Origin of the sequence: Nocardia sp. NPDC058480, assembly GCF_042720495.1 — a bacterium.
In the GTDB taxonomy this organism is placed as follows: Bacteria; Actinomycetota; Actinomycetes; order Mycobacteriales; family Mycobacteriaceae; genus Nocardia.
Map to the genome: position 1 here is coordinate 24,629 of NZ_JBHXMN010000005.1, position 17,618 is coordinate 42,246.

Genomic DNA, 17,618 nt, shown 5'->3' on the forward strand with positions numbered 1-17,618 from the left:
CTTCGGCCCCCGCCGAAACTCCCCCACCGCGCCGTCGTCAGAGCAATCACGCTACGTGGCGCCGCTACGCGACCTCGGCGTTGTGCCCGACTCGTGTGCGCAATGCCGCTGTATCGCAACAAGAATCGCCCCATCGCGCGACGAATCGACCCGGATCCGCATCGGGGGCGAGCGGATTCGGGTCGATCGACACCGGACTCAGCAGGTGCTGGGCGCCGGCTCTCCCCGCAACCGGGCATCGAGCCAACTCAGCGCGGTAGGCAGTCCGAGCACAGCCGCGCTCAGATGGTCCGGGGTCGGTGTCTGCAGGCTGACCACCCTGGCGCCCGCGGCACACCACCGATGCGTGGTCGAGGTGATCGCGTCGACCGGAATGAGGCCATCGATCGGCGAATGCCATTCGAAGACAGGCATTGTCGGCACGCCGGGATACAGCTCGAGGCTGTTCTCCTCCACCACGGCGCGCGCTTGCGGATCCGCCACCAGCGAGGTGGTGGCCGCGAAGTCCAGGATGCCGCGCCCCGCGCCCGCCCCGAGGATGTCGTTGGTGCAGGCGTCGCGGATCGACGCACGGGCGGCCAGGCCACTGGCATTCATCTGATCACTGATCGGAAACCGTTGCGGGTATTCACGTTCCAGCCCGATCCCCGCCGCCAGCGCGAGTCCGAACACCGGATGCGAGCCGAAGCCGAGCCCCTCCAGCATCGACACCAGGTTCATCGGCACCCCACCCATCGCCGCACCCGCGATCGCCAGCTCGGGCGCGTACTCGGGCTGCAGTGCCGCCGCCCACGCCGTCGCCATGCCACCACCGGAGTACCCGGCCATCGCGACCCGGCTACCGCCGACCCGCAGCTGCTCGACCCGGCGCACCGCACGGATGCCGTCGAGGGTCACCTGACCGCCCAATTTCGCGGCGCCATACGCGAAATTCGGCCCGAGGTGATCGGGCACGGCCATCGTCCAGCCGCGCTGGAGCGCGTAGTTCCAGGCCACCGCCTCGCGCACCATGAGGTCGGGATCGTCGGTGTAGAGGACTTTGGAGACCGAGCACCGCGTGCCGAGGCCGTTGATGATGTGCTGGTAGGACAGCACGGGGGCATCGGCGCGGTGGTTGTTCGGCTGTAGCACCGTTGTCGTGGCGGCGATCGGGTCGCCCGCCGAGTTGGTGGAGCGGAACTGGATCAGGGTGATCGTGGTGTCGGGGAACATGGCCAGCGGCGGCATCGGCCGCACGTCGAGCACGTCTCCGGGCTGGTGATCGTCGAGGCCGGTCGGCTGGCTGTAGAAGGGGTCGGGGTCCGCACTCGGGTACAGCGGCGTGGTGTGGCCCGCCCCCGCGGAGACCACGGTGAGCACCGCTGCCACCACGCAGACCAGTAGTGTTCGGCGCGCCCCAGTGTGTCGTGCCCCGGCAACCCAGATCATGCGGCTGTCCCTCCCGTGTCGCTGCTGTCGAGAGCGATCCTCGCCGGTACCGTGGCTCCTCGTCGACGGGTCGCCGCGAACATCAGCGGAGCTCACAACCTCACCTGGTGCGTGTTGTGACCGGAGGCAGCACGTACGCCGATATGCGGGCGCACCGCCGCGGCGACAGGTGGTTTGTGAGATCTCCAAGCGAAATCGGAACGTGTTCCTCTCGACGGTGCAACACCTACCGTCGAGTAGGAAGGCGCTCACCAGTGCCGGGGCGAAAGGAGCACGCCATTATTCCCACCGACGAGAACATCGCAACCCTCCACCGCATCGACCCGAACGAGATACCGACCCGGCGGATCACGGTCTACTTCGACGGCCCGACCCCCGAGGACGCACTGGTGCTCGAATACGCGGCGACCCAGGCCGAGGCATGGGAGTTCACCTCGGCGGCCGTGCATTCCGGTCTGCTGGTCACCGTCGACGGCCACGTCGGCCCCGGCCTGCGCCGGTTGCCGTGCCGGTCCCTGTGGCACTGACGATCGCGGCACCAACTCGTCGACCGCACTAGGCTGGCACGGCGGGCGTTCGTCGGCCCGCGGTGACCGAAGGGGCGTTCGTGACACGGTGGCAGTTCGTACTCGCATTTGCCGCGGTGGCCGTCCTCACCGGCTGCGGCTCGGCCGACACCCCGGATGTCACCGCCACGTCCACCGCCCCGACCACCACCACCAAGAGAGTGCCCGCCACCATCGCACCGCCCACCACCACAGTCGACCCCTACGCGGGCCTGCCCCTCATCGATCACGTGACCTGGACCGAGAACGTCGACGGCCCCCGCCTGCTCGTCTTCCCCACCCAGGCGGGCCGCAAGACGGCCGCACCCGGCACCGACGAGCTGGCCTGGCAGGAAGTACGCGCCCTCGACCCCGATGCCGACGCGCCGGGCATGCGCGACCAGTTCCTTTGCCACTGGGTGTGGGCGAGGATGGTGGCGCCCGACAAACCGAGCTGGAATCTCGAACCGTGGCGCCCCGACGTCGGCTATCAGGCCACAGTGGCGGCGAACTGCAATCCTGGCGGCCCCGAACGCTGATAGGAGCACCCCATGCGCATCGTCATCGCCGGTGGACACGGCAAGATCGCCTTACTGCTCGCCCAGTTGCTGACCCGGCGCGGTGACCACGTCCACGCGCTCATCCGAGAGCCCGGTCAGGCTGCCGATATCGCCGCGACCGGTGGCGTCCCGGTCATCTACGACATGGAGCGCGACACCCCCGCCGACCTCGCGGCCGCGGTCGCCGGTTCGGATGCGGTGGTATTCGCCGCAGGCGCAGGCGCAGGCAGCGGCGTGGCCCGCAAATACACGGTCGACCTCAACGGTTCGGTGCAGCTGGCCGACGCCGCCGCGCAGACCGGCGTCGCGCGGTTCGTGCAGATTTCGACGATGGGCGCAGGCAGCCCGCCCGCACCGGGCACCGACGAGGTGTGGGCCGCCTATATCGACGCCAAGACCCGCGCGGAAGCGGATCTGCGGACCCGCGATCTGGACTGGACGATCCTGCGTCCCGGCATGCTCACCGACACCGCAGGCAACGGTCTGATCACGCTCGGACCGCCGCCGATTCCGCGCGATTCGGTGCCGCGCGCCGATGTCGCCGCGACGCTCGCGTCGATCTTGTTCGCGGACAACACTTTTCGACGCACACTCGAGCTGGTATCCGGATCGCTGCCGATCGAGTCAGCCGTCGCGGCCATTTGATAACCAGAAATTAACTATCGCAGGAAATTTCGCCCGCCTGCCACGATTTCCGCCCACCCCGGCCACTGTGTCGTCACCCGATGAACACCGCGAACCGCCGGTCACGCCACTATTCGAGCACCACCCATGGCGAGGGCGGTGCCGCCACCCCGGATTCGCCGCTCAGAAGCGGGGAAATGCGCCGCATCGAGACGGAATCGATCGTGCAGATGTGCTTGCATCTGAAAGTGTCTCCGTCCTAAACTCAGGGCCGCAACACAATTCAGGGGATATCAGGGGAGGCCGCGAGCGGCACACCCGGGGCCAGGATTGCCTTGGGTTTGCCACTGCCTGAGTAGCACAGGGGCATTCACATGAACAACACCAAGGGCCGATACGGCCTCGCCGATCGCGCGGCGACCACCCACCCCGGCACCGCACGATGGTCAAGGGAAAGCGCGGTCGCCTTCGTCATCGATGCCGTGGAATCCACCGGCGCGGCGACCCGCAACGATTTCGATATCGACCGGATCGTGACCACCGCGCACGAACTGGCCGACGACTGGGATCTACAGACGCTGACCCCGGATACCTTCTGGCGCATCGCCGCCGGCTGTATCCGGTACTGAACACCGAATCGGTACCACGACGATCGACTGCGCCACCTACTGAGCAGCCCGATCGGGTTCTGGCGTTGCCGATCCCGCTCCGGCGTCAATCCCGCTCGGCGTAGGACAGCAGGATCTCGCGGGAGCGATCCGGCCGCTCGGCCTGGACGCTGAGCTGATCCATCACCGACAGATACATCGCGAGGTCCTGGCGACGCTCGAGATAGAGCGCGCTGGTGAGTTGCTCGAGGTAGACGATGTCGGGCAGTTCCGGCTCACCGAAGCGCAGAATGCTGAACGAGCTGCCCGCCGCCGCGTGCCCGCCCGCCGCGTACGGCAGCACCTGCACGGTCACGTTCGGCAGCTCCGACAGTTCGGCCAGGTAACGCAGCTGTGCCTTGTGCACCTCGCGACCACCGATCGGGCGGTGCAGCACGGCCTCATCGATCACCGCCCACACCACCGGCGGATCCATCCGGCGCAGGACGTCCTGGCGTAGCTGACGCACCTGGACCCGGCGCTCGGTTTCGGCGTCGTCGAAACCGAGGCCGACGATGGCCCTGGTGTAGTCCGGCGTTTGCAGCAGGCCGGGCACCAACTGGGCCTCATAGGTGCGGATCTGACTGGCGGCCTGCTCGAGCCCGAGGTAGGTGCTGAACCACGACGGCAACAGATCGCTGTAGCGATGCCACCAGCCGGGTTCGCTGGCCTGCCTGGCCAATTCGAAGAACGCGGTGCGCTCCATGGGGTCGTGCACGCCGTAGAGCGTGAGCAGATCCCGGATGTCGCGTTCCTTGAAGCCGGTGCGGCCCAGCTCGAGTCGGCTGATCTTGGCGTGCGAACCGCGAATCGCGTCACCGGCGGCCTCGCGGGTGATGCCTTTGCCCTCGCGTAGCTTGCGCAACTGGCCACCGAGCGCGATGCGCAACACGGTAGGGCCGCGGTCGACAACAGGTTGCACGCGACCGATCTCGTCGGGTTCAGCCGTCATGAACCCAGATGCTACCGATTACCCAGTGAGGTAGTCGAACTCTCCGGCCTTCGCGCCGCGGATGAACGCGTCGATCTCGGGCCGGGTGTAGAAGATCACCGAGCCCTGCGGGTCGCGCGAGTTGCGCACGGCGACCGAACCGTCGGCGGCTTCAGCGACCTCGACGCAGTTGCCGCTGGGGTTGCTGTAGGTGCTCTTGCGCCACGCGCCGGCTCCCGGGCGTTCACGCTGATCATGCTGCATTCCGGACATACCGCACTCCTCCTTCTCGAATGATGCCCATCGGTACGAAAATTGCAGATGCACGCACAAACGTTCTTGCATCTGCGTTGCGCGATGGGGACATTAACACGCGAAACACCACCGCGCACCGGTCGGTACTTACCCGACGTCATGACCGGGGGGACGCTTCGACCGAGTCGTCCAGCCCCCTGAATTCGTAAGCGCCACAACCCCATCGCGGCCCGACACGGCCACAACGAACGTGCAGATGTGCTTGCATTCGAAAACGACCCGCCCGTAGACTCAGGGCGCAAGATCACCGGGAGGTTCGTCGGCTCCATCAGCCGGACAGACCTTTCGTCGCCGGATGGGAGGGGACTTCGATGAGTAGTCCGTTTCAGCGCCACCTCGGTGCCGCGATCGCACCGCCCACGGCGTGTAGCGACGAGCCGAACGGGCTCACCTACCGTCAGGCGCGCGAGATGCTGCGTCAACACGACATCCACGGTCCGCAGTGCCGTCAGTGGTTGGCCGCCGCCGCGTACCTGTCCGCGGGGCTGGACGACGAATAGTGCGGTCGTAACGTCTTCGTGCTGGTCAGGCCGGTTCCGACAGGTCATGCTGGGGGGCGAGGTATCGATTCGGACAGGTGGTGCGCGTATGCGGATAGCGGAGATCCTGCGCAACAAGGGCACGGCGGTCACGACGGTGCCACCCCAGACCACGGTGCGTGAGCTGCTGGCGGCGCTGGCCGAACACAATATCGGCGCGGTGGTCGTCTCCCCCGATGGCTCGGCGATCGCGGGCATCGTCTCCGAACGCGATGTGGTGCGTCATCTGCATGCCAACGGTGCCGCACTGCTGGATCGGCCGGTCACCGACATCATGACCGCCCGGGTGCGCACCTGCGGGGCCGATGAAGACGTGTCCTCGCTGCGAGATGTGATGACCGAGCACCGGATCCGGCACATGCCGGTGGTGGACTCCGACCGGCTCATCGGCATTGTCAGCATCGGTGACGTGGTGAAGAGCGAGATCACCGAACTGGCCGCCGAACGGGAACACCTCGTCGAGTACCTCCAGGGCAACTACTGAGCCCGACGCCACCCCGCGGTGCCGAAAAGCCTTGCGCCTGAGAATTCTTCGCGAGCCGTACCAGAAACGTGCGTATCGTTGAGCAGGTGCACCCCGCCCGGCCCGAGCTCGCCGCCGCCTCGGTGATCCGGCACGCGCCCACCCCGGTGCCCGCCTCGATCCGCGCGCGGTTCCCCGCCCTGGCCGATCCCGCGGTGGTCTATCTGGACAGCGCCGCGACGACACAGAAGCCCGACACCGTCATCGCGGCCGTCACCGACTACCACCGCGAGCACACCGCCAACGCGGGCCGCGGCACCTACGGCTGGGCCACCTCGCTGTCGGCGCGGATCGCCGCCGTCCGTACCCGAGCGGCCGGTTTCCTCGGCGCGCAGCACTGCGACGAGATCGTGTTCACCAGTGGAGCCACCGCCGCGCTCGGCGCGATCGCGCACAGCTGGGGCCTGGCCGAGTTGAACGACGGCGACGAGATCGTCTACAACCCCGCCGATCACGCCGCCAATGTGCTGCCGTGGCATCACCTGCGCGACACACTCGCCCGGTTCGGCCGCCGAATCGTGTTGCGGCCCTACCGCAGCACCGCGACCGGCGAAGCCGACATCGATGACATCCTCGCGCAGGTCGGGCCGCGCACCCGACTGATCACCACCAGCCACCTGCATCACGTGTACGGCGGGCTCACCACCCTCGAGGAATTGCACGGCCGGATCGACCCCGAGATCCTGCTGTGCTTGGACTGCTCGCAGAGTGGTGGGCACCTGCCGGTCGACGTGACCGCGCTACGCGCCGATTTCGCGGTCTTCGCGGGGCACAAGATGTTCGGCGCGCCCGGCACCGGCCTGCTGTACTGCCACCGCCGGGTGCACGACAGACTGCGGCCTTTCCTGCCCGGCGGGCACTCCGGGGTCACGATCACCGATGCCGGTCTCGTCGGCACCGGAATGCCCGAACTGCTCGAGGGCGGCACCCACAATATTCCCGGGATCCTGTCCCTGGCACCGGCTTTCGACCTCTTGGACGAACTCGATCGGTTCGCTGTCGCCGAGCACAACCGGGTGCTCACCCGGCGGCTGGTCGATGGCCTGCGCGAGGTCCCCGGGCTCGATTTCCTCCCCGGGCCCGCGCATGCCGCGTGCGCCGTCGGCTACGGAATCGTCTCGTTCACCCTCGATACGCTCAGCGCGGCCGACCTCGGGTTCGTGTTGGCCGATGCCGGCTTCCTGGTGCGCACCGGGGCGCACTGTGTGCCCTCGGCCGATGCCGGGAACGCGTCGGTGCGGGTGAGCACCCACCTCTACAACACCCTCGACGAGATCGACCGATTCGTCGCCTGTGTGTCCGGCATCGCCGGGCACGGGCGCTGACCCGACCTGTCCCGATGCCCCCGACGCCGAGGAGGAACGATGGGTACACCCACCGTGCAGCACTACGATCGCCGCGCCGCGTCCCGGGTACTGGCCCGATTGGCCGCCCCCGGACTCTTCGCCTCGACCGAACCACCGCCTCCGGTTCGAATCGCCTTCCGTACCCGCGCATTACCACCCGAGACCGGCGCCGCGCTGACGCAGTCCCAGCGGATGTACCTGGAACGGTTCATGCGACCCTGCCGCCCCGACCAGGTGACCAGCGCGACCCACCGCCTCACCTGGACCGACAGCGCGGGCATTCCCAACACCGGCTACTTCCACACCGCGGGCTCAGGTCCTGAACTCGCGGTGATCGCGCGGGAAACCGTGCTCGCACTGTGGCATTCACTGTCGGTATCCGGTCTGCCGGCGCGGGCCGAGGCGCTGCCCGCCCGCGATCACGGCGTCCTTTCCGCGACCACCACCGATCACGATCCGCACGAGATCTTCCGGGTCGGGATCGAGGCAACGGGACGCGCGCTGGTCCAGCACGGACTGATCGCCGCCGACACCCCGTATCGCGGAGTCATCGAATTCGCCAGGGGGATCCATGATTCCGGTATCTTCACCGCCGTCGCGACCCGCTGGTTCTGGGAGTTGCAGGCGTCGACCTTCCGGCGCGGGATGATCCCGGTGCGATTGGCCACCCAACCCGATGGGTCCGTGCGCTACACCGCCGATTCGATCGCCGTCCTGCGCGCGATGAAGGACGCCACCATCGCCGACGCGCACGCGGTGATGCTGCGCGCGACCACCGAGGAAGGCCTCGATACCGAGACGGCCGTCGCGAAATACCACGACGATCTCGACCTGATCTCCCGGCAATACGCGCTGCTCCCGGCCGACACCCGGCCCACCTGCCTCGCGGCGACTCAGCACGACATCGACGGTGCGGGCGTGCACGTGCTCGCTACCGTCGCAGAGCGGTTCGTCGAGATGTTCGCCGCGCTGGCAGGCTCGGTGGAGGTGGTCGAGGACCTGACCGAGGAACGACCCGGAACCGACCCGGCAGGCGACGACGGTGTCTTCTACGTCCCCGATATGAGCTGCCGGCATTGCGTCCGCACGATCACCGCGCTGCTCGAGTCGATGGATATCCCCCTCGTCGACATCGATCTGGAATCCAAGCGGGTGATCGCCCGGATCCGGAGTCCGCGCAACAGGTCGCGCGTGTTCGAGGCGTTGCGCGACGGCGGCTACAACCCGGTCGACGACGTGCCGGCGCAGGTGCCCGGCGCGTCGGTGGGATGATCCCGCCCGCCGTTCCCGCCGCGCTGCATCCGCTCGTCGCCGCGTTTCTCACCGATCGCGACGGCGTGCGTGCGGCGCTGCGCCACTACGGCTCCCCCCTGCATCTGGTGTTCCCGCAGGTCTTCACCGCCAACCTCGTAGCGCTGCGGACCGCGCTCGACGCCGGGTCTTTCCGGCATCGAATCTGCTACGCGCACAAGGTGAATCGCTCGGCGGCGTTCGCCCATACCGCCGCGCACGCGGGAATCGCCGTCGATGTCGCGTCCGCGCGAGAACTATGTTCGGCGTTGTCTGCCGGATTCCCCGCCGACCGGATCGAGGTGACCGGACCCAAAGGCGCCGCGATGCTGCGAGCCGCACTGACGGCGGGGGTGACGGTCAATGTGGACAATCTCTGGGAACTCGCGGCCCTGGCCGAGCTGGCGCCGCCGGAGCCGACAGTGCCGGTGTTGCTGCGTGTTTCGGGATTCTCCGGTAGCTCGCCGAGCCGGTTCGGCATCGATCTCGCCGATGTCCCGACAGCGCTGGACCTGCTGGTGGCGCACCGCGATCGGCTGCGGCTGTTCGGGTTCGCCTTCCACCTCGATACCGCCGCCACCACCGAACGGGTCAACGCTGTCGGCGACTGTCTCGAACTGATCGAACGCGCCTACGCGCACGGTCTCGCGCCGACCGTGCTCGATATCGGCGGTGGCCTGCGCCAGGTCTTCACCACCGACGCCGCGGGTTACGACGCCTACGACCACGTTCTGCGGGCAGGTCTGCTCGGGCGTGGACCCGCGATGCACTGGGGCAACAACACTTTCGGCTACCACCTCGCCGACGGAATGGTGCACGGCGGACCGGTGTTCCACAAGTACGCCAATACCGCACCCGCCGCCGATATCCTCGCCGAACTACTCGCCGCTCCGCTGCCCGGACACGGTGGACGGGCGCTGGGGACGGTGCTCACCGACAACCTCCTCGACCTCTGGCTCGAGCCGGGCAAAGCGCTGGTCGACCACGCCGGAATCACCGTGGCGCAAGTCGAATTCGTCAAACAGGCGGGCAACGGCGCGACGCTGGTACATCTGGATCTCAGCCGCGACACCGTCACCGCCGCCGACCAGGAGGTGCTCATCGATCCGATCGTGCTGACCGAGGAAGTCGAATCCCGGCCTGTCGGGGTGTATTTCGCCGGGCACCTGTGCCTCGAGCGCGACCTGGTCACCCAGCGGCAGGTGCGCCTCGCGCGGTTGCCGTCGCCGGGCGATCCGGTGGTGTTCGCCAATACCGCCGCCTACCACATGGATCTGTCGGCCGCGCAGGCCAGCATGCACCCGGTTCCGGCGAAAGTCGCTGTGCTCCATGACGAGGGACGGTTCGTGCTCTGCCCTGATGCCGACTACCGCCCCGGGGCCCGGTGATGGTCTACACCCACATCACCGAGCTGATCGGCAACACTCCCCTGCTGCGCCTGGACCCCGCCGTCCACGGGTTGCCCGATGTCGATCTGTACGCGAAACTGGAGTCGCACAACCCTTTCGGTTCGGTGAAGGACCGCGTCGCGTGGGCGATGATTCGCGATGATCTCGAGCGCGTCACCGAGGGTCGGCAGTCGTTCATCGAGGCGTCGAGCGGCAACACCGCCAAAGCATTGCGGGTACTCGGCGCACTGCACGGCATCCCGCTGCGCGCGGTCACCAACCGGATCAGGGTGGGCGAAGTCCGCCAGCTGCTGCAACTGCTCGGGACCGAGATCGTGGAACTTCCCGGCCTGTCCGAATGCCCCGATCCCCATGCGGCCGACGATGTGTCAGCCGTCATCGAGCAGACCATCAGCCAGGCAGAGGGTCGCTGGTATCACCCCTCGCAATACACGAATGAGCGCAATATCGCGGCCCACCACGACGGCACCGGTACCGAGATCGCCACCGACCTCGCGGACGCGGGCATCGGCCATCTCGACTATCTGATCGGCGGCCTCGGCACCACCGGCTCCACCCGCGGCACCGCGACCGCATTGCTCGCCCACCATCCCGGGCTGCGCACCATCGGGGTGGTGTCGGACCGTTTCGACTTCATTCCCGGTATCCGCTCCGAGCGCGAGATGTGGGAGGTCGGCCTGTTCCAGCCGGATTTCTACGACTCGATCGTCACCGTCGACTCCGCCGCAGCCATCGCGGCGACCCTCGACCTGGTTCGCGGCTACGGCATCCTCGCGGGGCCGACCAGCGGCGCAGGCTATTTCGCCGCCCTTCGCGCCCTGGCAGCGGCACCGCGACCCGACGACAGACCACTCGTCGCCGTATTGATCGTGTGCGACCGGATCGAACCGTATCTGTCCTATTTCGCCAAACGCAGGCCGGACCTGTTCGGCAAGCCCACCGGACCGCCGCCGCCGAGCCCCGACGACACCGCGCCGACGCTCTCGCCCGCCGCGCTGGCCGAACTCGACCGCACCGGCAGACCCACTGTCGTCGATACCCGTGGCGCGATGGCCTACCGAGTCGGGCATGTCCCCGGCGCGCTCAACATCCGCGACGACCAACTCGACGAAATGCTCACCCAGGGCGTGCCGTTTCCACGGTCACGGCCGGTGGTGTTCGTGTGCCCTGTCGGGGAGACCTCGCTGCGCTTCGCCGCACTCGCCCACCGCGCGGGCTATGAGGCGTTCAGCCTCGCGGGCGGCATAGTCGCGTGGCGCGACGCCGGATACGCCATGGAGCGCGGCGGCTGATCAGACGAGCGCCCTGGTCGCCCGGCGGGCGGTGCTCAGCGAACGACCGCGACCGGTGGTCGCCAGCAGGGCCGCGAGCGGGCCGCGATACCCATCGGCGAGCAGTCCGACGACCGCACGGAAGCGCGCCACGAACTGCTGTGCGGTCGCCTCGTCGAACCGGGCGATCGGATAGATGAACGACCCGTCGATACCGGCGGGCGTGCCGAGCGGATCGTAGTGATCGGTGAGCCCGAACTCGAGATCATGCTTGGCCCTGACCACGCCGGTCGGCACCTCGGTGATCGAAAGCCCCTGCGCCGGTGACGGTTCAGTGGCGGTGCGCGGTGCACCCGCCCGCTGCAGGATGAGCGTCGCCTGGAACAGCGGGAGCGCGGCGTCCTGCAGCAGACAGCGCTTGACGCGGGGGTTGGGGGTGTCAGGGTGGGCGTACGCGGCGAGCGCGACGCGGCGTACCTGATCGATGAGCTCGCCGACGTCACCCGCACGGTCGAGTCGGATTCGCATCAGTACATCATCGGAGAAGTTGCCGACGAGATCATCGAGCAGACGGTGATCGCGACCCGAAACCGCCGTGGCGACAGTGACATCGGCGCTTCGCGCGAAGGCGCCCACAGTGAGGGCGAACGCGGCCTGCAACACCATGAACAGACTCGCCCGCCCGTCCTGCGCCACCCGCAGCAGCCCGGCGTGGGTCGCGGCGTCGAACGAGATCGGCAGCAGCGCACCGGCGACCGGGTCGATCGGCGCCACGGGCTGTTCGCGGCCGGGCAGGTCGAGCAGGGCGGGACGGCCCGCCAGCGCATTGGCCCAGTACCGCAGCTGATGGGTCGCCCGGCTCCACTCGTCGGTGAACTCGCCGAGCTGCTCGTGCTTCCACAGGGTGTAGTCGATGTAGCTGATCGGCAGCGGCGGCCACTGCGGGGAGGTGCCGGCGCGGCAGGCCAGGTAGGCGGTGACCAGGTCGCGGATCAGCGGTCCCATCGAGCGGCCGTCGACCGAGATGTGGTGCACGACAAGGGCCAGGACCACATCGCCGGGGCCGAGCACGAACAGCCGCGCCCGCACCGGCAGATCCCGGGTGAGGTCGAAGGGCTGTGCGGCGACCGCGGAAGCGAGTTCGGCTTCCACGACCTCACATTCGGCCACATCGAGGACGACATCGCCGGGGTCGACCACCTGCTGAGCCGGGCCGAGCGCCGGTGACATGGAAGGCCGCAGACACGCTGAGGCACTCCCGGTGCGGGCCGTCGCCGACAGAACGCCGCGACCGACATCGAATCCCCCCGATCTCATCCCCACACCGGGGTCGAGCACGCGTCTACAACCTCCACACCGTTCCGACAGGGAGGAACGCTAATGACCCGATGTGAACACACAGTTGCCAGATCGTGACCATGCTCGGTCGACCGTCCGCATCGCGAATCCGAAGATTTCGCCCACTATCCACTTTCCGGGCGAAATCGCCCAAAAGCCGCGTTAGAGTAGCGACGGGAAGCGGAGCGAGGAGTTGTTGGTGTCCATCGGGAAATTGGTGTCGTTCGACGGTTCACGGGGTTTCGGGTTCATTCGGCCCGACGACGGCGGGCCCGATGTATTCGTCCACGTCAACGACATCGGCCTCGACGAGGACGAGCTCCGTCAGGGCCGCCTGTTCGAATTCGATGTGACCGAAGGTGACCGGGGCCCCAAAGCGATCAATCTGACCGGGGTCGGCCAGGCACCCGCAGCCCCGAAGACGCGTAAGAACGGCGACCGGCTGGGTCCCGACGAACTGCGTCAGCAGATCACCGAGCTGCTGCTGGAGGCCTCCCCGGCGCTCACCGCGGCCGAGATCATCACCATCCGCGACCGGTTCACCACCTTCGCCGACGAGCACGGCTGGCTCGACAGCTGACGCTCGCGGACCGCTGAGCGCGACAGGCGCGCACCCGATGTCCGCGCACGTGTCGGTGCCCCGTCCTACGATCGCCTCACACACCGATGAATCGGGCGTGCTCGCATCGTCGACACGGGTGTACAGACCCGCGAGGAGGATCGGATGGATCTACCGGTGATGCCGCCAGTGCGCCCCATGCTGGCCAAGTCGACGCCGTCGCTACCGCGCGAACCAGGGCTGCGCTATGAGCCGAAATGGGACGGCTTCCGCTGCATCGTGTTCCGCGACGGTGACGAGATCGAACTCGGTTCCCGCAACGATCGCCCGCTCACCCGCTATTTCCCCGAGTTGGCCGAGCTGCTGAAAGCGGCGCTGCCGCAACGCTGTGTCGTCGACGGTGAGATCGTGGTGGTCACCGAGCAGGGCCTCGATTTCGATACCTTGCAGCAGCGGTTGCATCCGGCGGCCTCGCGGGTGAACAAGCTCGCGGTGGAGACACCGGCCAGTTTCGTCGCCTTCGATCTGCTCGCCCTCGGCGATCGCGATCTCACCACCGAACCGTTCGCGCTGCGGCGCCGCGAGCTCGAATCGTTGCTCGACGCCGCGCCCGGCCGCATCCACCTCACGCCGATCACCCAGGATCCCGACGTGGCTCAGGACTGGTTCACCCGGTTCGAAGGAGCGGGCTTCGACGGTGTGATGGCCAAGTCCGACGAGCTGGCCTACCTGCAGGACAAGCGCGTGATGCTCAAGATCAAGCACGAACGCACCGCCGACTGCGTGGTCGCCGGATACCGGATGCACAAGGACGGCGAGGGTGTCGGTTCGCTGCTGCTCGGGCTGTTCGACGACGAGGGCAATCTGAATCATGTCGGGGTGGCGTCGAGTTTCACCGCCGCCCGGCGCCGCGAACTGCTCGGCGAGCTGGCGCCGTTACGCGAGAACGCGCTCGACGACCATCCGTGGCGCAACTGGGCCGACGCCGCCGCGCAGGCGAACGCCGACGGCAAGATGCCGGGCGGGGTGAGTCGATGGAGCGGCGGCAAGGACCTGTCGTGGGAGCCGTTGCGGCCCGAGTTGGTCGCCGAAGTGCGCTACGAGCACGTGCAGTCGGGGCGGTTCCGCCACGGCGGGCGGCTGGCCCGGTTCCGGGCCGACCGCACCCCGGATTCGTGTACCTACGCCCAACTCGACGAAGTGGCACCCGCCGAGCTCGACGCGATCTTCGGAGGCGGCCGATGAGCACCGCGGTGGAACTCGACGTCGACGGCCGTGCGCTGACGATCAGCAATCCCGACAAGATCTACTTCACCAAACGCGGCGAGACGAAGCTCGACCTGGTCAACTACTACCGGGCCGTCGCCGACCCGCTGCTCGGCGTGATCGGTGGGCGTCCACTGCTGCTGGAACGCTATCCCGACGGCGCGTCGGGCAAATCGTGGTTCCAGAAGCGGGTACCGAAGTCGGCGCCGGACTGGTTGCAGACCGTCGAGGTGTCCACCCCGAACGGCACCACCAGCGACGCGCTGGTCGCCCACGATCTCGCGCACATTCTGTGGGCGGTGAATCAGGGCTGCCTCGGCTTCCACGTGTGGCCCAATCACGTTCCCGATCTGCGGATCGCCGACGAACTGCGCATCGACCTCGATCCCTCGCCCGGCATCGGATTCGACGATCTGCGCCGCGCCGCGGTGCGTACCCGCGAACTGCTGGCCGAACTCGGCATCGACTCGTCCATCAAGACCTCGGGTTCGCGTGGCCTGCACATCTACGCGGCGCTGGAGCCCCGGTGGGACGGCTACGAGGTGCGGGCGGCCGCGGTGGCGCTGGCCAGGGAACTGGAACGCAGGCACCCCGAGGAGATCACCGCGCAGTGGTGGAAAGAGGAGCGCGGCTCGCGGGTGTTCATCGATTTCAATCAGAACGCGCCACACAAGACCGTGTTCGGTGCCTGGTCGGTGCGGCCGAAGGTCGGCGGCCAGGTGTCGACGCCGATCACCTGGGCCGAACTCGACACCGTCGTCCCCGACGAACTCACCCTCGCGACCGTGCCCGCGCGCCTCGCCGAGTCGGGTGATCCGTGGGCGAACCGGGCACCGCAGTCGATCGAACCACTGCTGGAAATGTCGGAGCGCGACATGGCGGCGGGGCTGATGGACGCACCGTGGCCACCGCAGTATCCGAAGATGCCGAACGAGCCACCGCGCGTGCAACCGAGCCGGGCCAAGAAGGACTGAACTCCAGATCTACTCGGTGGTCCAGGGCGACCAGACCGCGGCGCTGCCCTTGCCCTCGCACACGAGCGCGTGGTTGTCGGAGGTGCGCCCCGACTTGTCCACCGAGGGATCGCATTTCGCCCCCGCGCTGTAGTACGACCCCGACACCCGGAACGGCCCTGACCAGGTGTGACCACCCGGTCCGCGCAGACACAGCAACGTTGCACCGTCTGCGGCAACACCGAGCAGACCGGCCTTCTCCGCGGCACACTGCGTGCCCTTCTCGACGACGCTGCCCTTCTCCGCGGGACTCGTCACTGGGGCGGCCTCAGTCGTCGGCGCGGCTTCGGTCACCGTCGGCACGCCGTGGGAAGTCACCGACACCGGCGAGGGTGTCGTCGCTGCCGACTGGGCCAGCGTCGGAACGGACACGTCCAGCCCGCCGAACACCGCGAGCCCGATCGCGATCGCGACCGCCGCTTCGGAGATGCCGAGCAGTAAGGCCAACATCGCGATCCCCCGCCCCCGCGGATGCCCGAACGACAGCAGCCCGAACACGATCGCGATCGGGAACAGCACCACCAACGCGGCGGCGAGCGCCACCATCGCGTACGGATTCACGCGCGGCTGGTCACCGCGGCTACCACCGCCCGAACCGTCCGATGACACCTGCGGCCAGCGCTGGCCGTTCCAACGCCGATCGTCGGACTCCTGCTCGGGGTCGTCGTCCCATTCCTCGTACCGTGCCATCAACCCCGGGTTCCCTCTCCGATCTCCCCGGGCGCACAACGAAACCGGTGCGACGCCGGGTTACGCGACGAGAATAAGGACTCAGAGCCCGGTAGGACAGCTCAAACGCAAAATAGGGTCACAGTGACATAACGTGTGATTCCGCGGTAACCCGCCTGGTAACGAACCGGCTAACACCTTTGCCTCCTCAGAAGGAACAGGTTCATGCTGGTCATCAAGTGCACCACTGCGCGCACTCCTGAGCTCGCGAGGAGGACTCATGTCCGACAGCACGCCTTCGGCAGACCGAACCTGGCATGCCCAAGCCGGCGATCTGCTGGCCGACGATTACAACGTTCCCGGCATCATCATGTGCGCGATCGGGGTGGTCGGGCTCGCCTGCACCCTCGTCGCAGCGGGCACCGAGCACACCGGGTGGGCCGTGCTGGCCGGGATAGCGACGGTGTTCTTCCTCGGCGGCGGCGTCGCGGCGCTGATGTTCGAACATCACCGCGAGCAGAAGATCGAACAGGCGCTCGGCCGCACCGGCCACGCACCCGGCCATGCCGGACCACAGCGATACAGCGCCGCGGTCGCGATGCCACGCCCGAGGCGCGCGCTCGATTCCTAGCGATGTCGCGTTGTCGGCTCGGTGCCGACAACGCTGGGGATCGTCTGGGTGATGATCGTGAGCAAGGTGTCGGCCAGCAGTTGATGTATCTGTGCCCGGTTGAGCGTGCCGCGGGTGATCCATTCGCGCCCGGCGACTTTCACCAGGCCCGCGTAGGCCAGTACCAGTGCGCGCAACGGTGCATTGTCTGCCAGATCGGGGCGTCCGATCATCACCAGCATGCGTTCGGCGGCGGCATCGTCGGCCTGGTCGAGGATCTGCTGCACCTCGGGGTCGTCACCGACGCCCTCGTGGCTGGTGACCTTCACCCAGGTGGTGCCGTGCTCGGCGATGGTGTCGAGCAGCCAACTCACGATCGCGTCGACCCGCTCGCCCGGCGTGCCGTCGGGAATGGAGACCTTGTCCTGACGCGGCAGGGTCACCATGCGACGCACCACCGCCAGATACAGGTCGCGCTTGTTGCCGAAGTAGTGGTTGATCAGGCCACGCGCCACCCCCGCTCGCTGGGCTAGTTCCGCAGTCGACACCGCCGCATAGGGCCGCTCACCGAACATGTCGATGGCACAGGCCAGGATCTGCGCGCGTCGCTCGTCGGGTTCGAGCCTGCGCCTGCGCGGCGCGTCTGCGGTGTCGGTCTCCAGCGGGGAAATCGGGCTGCTCCGTCGGGTTCGAATCGTCGTCGCGCGGTTGCGGCAACGGCCCATCACGATACCC

20 protein-coding genes are annotated in these 17,618 nt (G+C 67.8%); 14 read left to right on the plus strand and 6 right to left on the minus strand.

The window, feature by feature from the left end; translation table 11 throughout:
• Nucleotides 1-198 precede the first annotated feature (198 nt).
• Nucleotides 199-1,428: a lipase family protein gene (locus tag ACFWO8_RS14300; protein ID WP_378949862.1), complete on the minus strand. Its 1,230-nt coding sequence runs from the start codon at nt 1,426-1,428 to the stop codon at nt 199-201.
• Between the two features lie 254 nt (nt 1,429-1,682).
• Between ACFWO8_RS14300 and ACFWO8_RS14305 the strand changes: the two genes are divergently transcribed.
• From ACFWO8_RS14305 to ACFWO8_RS14320, 4 genes are all read left to right on the plus strand, one after another.
• The gene (locus ACFWO8_RS14305; RefSeq protein ID WP_378949864.1) at nt 1,683-1,955 is read left to right on the plus strand and encodes a hypothetical protein; all 273 of its coding nucleotides are present in this window, start codon (nt 1,683-1,685) and stop codon (nt 1,953-1,955) included.
• A gap of 80 nt (nt 1,956-2,035) precedes the next feature.
• The gene (locus ACFWO8_RS14310; RefSeq protein ID WP_378949866.1) at nt 2,036-2,512 is read left to right on the plus strand and encodes a DUF2599 domain-containing protein; all 477 of its coding nucleotides are present in this window, start codon (nt 2,036-2,038) and stop codon (nt 2,510-2,512) included.
• Nucleotides 2,513-2,524: 12 nt separating this feature from the next.
• Nucleotides 2,525-3,178, plus strand: a complete 654-nt coding sequence (locus tag ACFWO8_RS14315; RefSeq protein WP_378949868.1) for an NAD(P)-binding oxidoreductase — start codon at nt 2,525-2,527, stop codon at nt 3,176-3,178.
• Nucleotides 3,179-3,531: 353 nt separating this feature from the next.
• Nucleotides 3,532-3,786, plus strand: a complete 255-nt coding sequence (locus ACFWO8_RS14320) for a hypothetical protein (RefSeq protein WP_378949870.1) — start codon at nt 3,532-3,534, stop codon at nt 3,784-3,786.
• Nucleotides 3,787-3,871: 85 nt separating this feature from the next.
• On the opposite strand, the gene ACFWO8_RS14325 is transcribed toward ACFWO8_RS14320, so the two are convergent.
• Complete coding sequence (locus ACFWO8_RS14325) at nt 3,872-4,756, minus strand: helix-turn-helix domain-containing protein (RefSeq protein ID WP_378949873.1); 885 nt, start codon at nt 4,754-4,756, stop codon at nt 3,872-3,874.
• A gap of 18 nt (nt 4,757-4,774) precedes the next feature.
• A complete protein-coding gene (locus ACFWO8_RS14330) occupies nt 4,775-5,008 on the minus strand; it encodes a DUF397 domain-containing protein (protein ID WP_378928334.1) in 234 nt (77 codons plus the stop codon).
• 353 nt (nt 5,009-5,361) lie between these two features.
• On the opposite strand from ACFWO8_RS14330, the gene ACFWO8_RS14335 reads away from it, so the two are divergent.
• The 6 genes from ACFWO8_RS14335 to ACFWO8_RS14360 all read left to right on the plus strand — a co-directional run bounded on the left by ACFWO8_RS14335 (nt 5,362) and on the right by ACFWO8_RS14360 (nt 11,449).
• Entirely contained in the window at nt 5,362-5,550 is a 189-nt protein-coding gene (locus tag ACFWO8_RS14335) for a hypothetical protein (protein ID WP_378949875.1), read from the plus strand.
• Nucleotides 5,551-5,638: 88 nt separating this feature from the next.
• Nucleotides 5,639-6,073, plus strand: coding sequence for a CBS domain-containing protein (locus tag ACFWO8_RS14340; protein WP_378949877.1), 435 nt, complete (start codon nt 5,639-5,641; stop codon nt 6,071-6,073).
• Between the two features lie 68 nt (nt 6,074-6,141).
• Entirely contained in the window at nt 6,142-7,437 is a 1,296-nt protein-coding gene (locus tag ACFWO8_RS14345) for an aminotransferase class V-fold PLP-dependent enzyme (RefSeq protein WP_378949879.1), read from the plus strand.
• A 39-nt stretch (nt 7,438-7,476) separates the two neighbouring features.
• Nucleotides 7,477-8,730 (plus strand): heavy-metal-associated domain-containing protein, encoded by a 1,254-nt coding sequence (locus ACFWO8_RS14350; protein WP_378949881.1) that lies wholly within the window; start codon nt 7,477-7,479, stop codon nt 8,728-8,730.
• Entirely contained in the window at nt 8,727-10,136 is a 1,410-nt protein-coding gene (locus tag ACFWO8_RS14355) for an alanine racemase (RefSeq protein WP_378949883.1), read from the plus strand. Before ACFWO8_RS14350 ends, ACFWO8_RS14355 begins: the two co-directional genes overlap by 4 nt.
• Complete coding sequence (locus ACFWO8_RS14360) at nt 10,136-11,449, plus strand: pyridoxal-phosphate dependent enzyme (protein ID WP_378949885.1); 1,314 nt, start codon at nt 10,136-10,138, stop codon at nt 11,447-11,449. The genes ACFWO8_RS14355 and ACFWO8_RS14360 overlap by 1 nt, the downstream gene beginning before the upstream one ends.
• Here the strand turns inward: ACFWO8_RS14360 and ACFWO8_RS14365 are convergent, their stop codons facing one another.
• On the minus strand, nt 11,450-12,658 hold the full coding sequence (locus ACFWO8_RS14365) for a condensation domain-containing protein (RefSeq protein ID WP_378949887.1): 1,209 nt from the start codon (nt 12,656-12,658) through the stop codon (nt 11,450-11,452).
• A gap of 301 nt (nt 12,659-12,959) precedes the next feature.
• Between ACFWO8_RS14365 and ACFWO8_RS14370 the strand changes: the two genes are divergently transcribed.
• The 3 genes from ACFWO8_RS14370 (at nt 12,960) to ligD (ending at nt 15,565) form a co-directional block, all read left to right on the plus strand.
• Nucleotides 12,960-13,346 (plus strand): cold shock domain-containing protein, encoded by a 387-nt coding sequence (locus ACFWO8_RS14370; protein WP_378949889.1) that lies wholly within the window; start codon nt 12,960-12,962, stop codon nt 13,344-13,346.
• Nucleotides 13,347-13,490: 144 nt separating this feature from the next.
• Nucleotides 13,491-14,570, plus strand: a complete 1,080-nt coding sequence (locus ACFWO8_RS14375; protein WP_378949891.1) for an ATP-dependent DNA ligase — start codon at nt 13,491-13,493, stop codon at nt 14,568-14,570.
• Nucleotides 14,567-15,565 carry a non-homologous end-joining DNA ligase gene (gene ligD / locus ACFWO8_RS14380; protein ID WP_378949893.1) on the plus strand — a complete coding sequence of 333 codons (999 nt, stop codon included), beginning with the start codon at nt 14,567-14,569 and terminating at the stop codon, nt 15,563-15,565. Before ACFWO8_RS14375 ends, ligD begins: the two co-directional genes overlap by 4 nt.
• 9 nt (nt 15,566-15,574) lie before the next feature.
• Here the strand turns inward: ligD and ACFWO8_RS14385 are convergent, their stop codons facing one another.
• Nucleotides 15,575-16,294: a hypothetical protein gene (locus ACFWO8_RS14385; RefSeq protein WP_378949895.1), complete on the minus strand. Its 720-nt coding sequence runs from the start codon at nt 16,292-16,294 to the stop codon at nt 15,575-15,577.
• Between the two features lie 259 nt (nt 16,295-16,553).
• On the opposite strand from ACFWO8_RS14385, the gene ACFWO8_RS14390 reads away from it, so the two are divergent.
• Nucleotides 16,554-16,904 (plus strand): hypothetical protein, encoded by a 351-nt coding sequence (locus tag ACFWO8_RS14390; RefSeq protein WP_378949897.1) that lies wholly within the window; start codon nt 16,554-16,556, stop codon nt 16,902-16,904.
• On the opposite strand, the gene ACFWO8_RS14395 is transcribed toward ACFWO8_RS14390, so the two are convergent.
• Nucleotides 16,901-17,611: a TetR/AcrR family transcriptional regulator gene (locus ACFWO8_RS14395; RefSeq protein ID WP_378950895.1), complete on the minus strand. Its 711-nt coding sequence runs from the start codon at nt 17,609-17,611 to the stop codon at nt 16,901-16,903. The two genes, ACFWO8_RS14390 and ACFWO8_RS14395, sit on opposite strands and share 4 nt — an antisense overlap.
• Nucleotides 17,612-17,618: the final 7 nt, after the last annotated feature.

What these genes read in the sequence shown, in the direction of transcription:
- ACFWO8_RS14300 (WP_378949862.1), bottom strand. Translation starts at nt 1,428, where the DNA reads ATGATCTGGGTTGCCGGGGCACGACACACTGGGGCGCGCCGAACACTA.
- ACFWO8_RS14315 (WP_378949868.1), top strand. Translation starts at nt 2,525, where the DNA reads ATGCGCATCGTCATCGCCGGTGGACACGGCAAGATCGCCTTACTGCTC.
- ACFWO8_RS14320 (WP_378949870.1), top strand. Translation starts at nt 3,532, where the DNA reads ATGAACAACACCAAGGGCCGATACGGCCTCGCCGATCGCGCGGCGACC.
- ACFWO8_RS14325 (WP_378949873.1), bottom strand. Translation starts at nt 4,756, where the DNA reads ATGACGGCTGAACCCGACGAGATCGGTCGCGTGCAACCTGTTGTCGAC.
- ACFWO8_RS14330 (WP_378928334.1), bottom strand. Translation starts at nt 5,008, where the DNA reads ATGTCCGGAATGCAGCATGATCAGCGTGAACGCCCGGGAGCCGGCGCG.
- ACFWO8_RS14335 (WP_378949875.1), top strand. Translation starts at nt 5,362, where the DNA reads ATGAGTAGTCCGTTTCAGCGCCACCTCGGTGCCGCGATCGCACCGCCC.
- ACFWO8_RS14340 (WP_378949877.1), top strand. Translation starts at nt 5,639, where the DNA reads ATGCGGATAGCGGAGATCCTGCGCAACAAGGGCACGGCGGTCACGACG.
- ACFWO8_RS14350 (WP_378949881.1), top strand. Translation starts at nt 7,477, where the DNA reads ATGGGTACACCCACCGTGCAGCACTACGATCGCCGCGCCGCGTCCCGG.
- ACFWO8_RS14355 (WP_378949883.1), top strand. Translation starts at nt 8,727, where the DNA reads ATGATCCCGCCCGCCGTTCCCGCCGCGCTGCATCCGCTCGTCGCCGCG.
- ACFWO8_RS14360 (WP_378949885.1), top strand. Translation starts at nt 10,136, where the DNA reads ATGGTCTACACCCACATCACCGAGCTGATCGGCAACACTCCCCTGCTG.
- ACFWO8_RS14365 (WP_378949887.1), bottom strand. Translation starts at nt 12,658, where the DNA reads ATGTCACCGGCGCTCGGCCCGGCTCAGCAGGTGGTCGACCCCGGCGAT.
- ACFWO8_RS14375 (WP_378949891.1), top strand. Translation starts at nt 13,491, where the DNA reads ATGGATCTACCGGTGATGCCGCCAGTGCGCCCCATGCTGGCCAAGTCG.
- ligD (WP_378949893.1), top strand. Translation starts at nt 14,567, where the DNA reads ATGAGCACCGCGGTGGAACTCGACGTCGACGGCCGTGCGCTGACGATC.
- ACFWO8_RS14385 (WP_378949895.1), bottom strand. Translation starts at nt 16,294, where the DNA reads ATGGCACGGTACGAGGAATGGGACGACGACCCCGAGCAGGAGTCCGAC.
- ACFWO8_RS14390 (WP_378949897.1), top strand. Translation starts at nt 16,554, where the DNA reads ATGTCCGACAGCACGCCTTCGGCAGACCGAACCTGGCATGCCCAAGCC.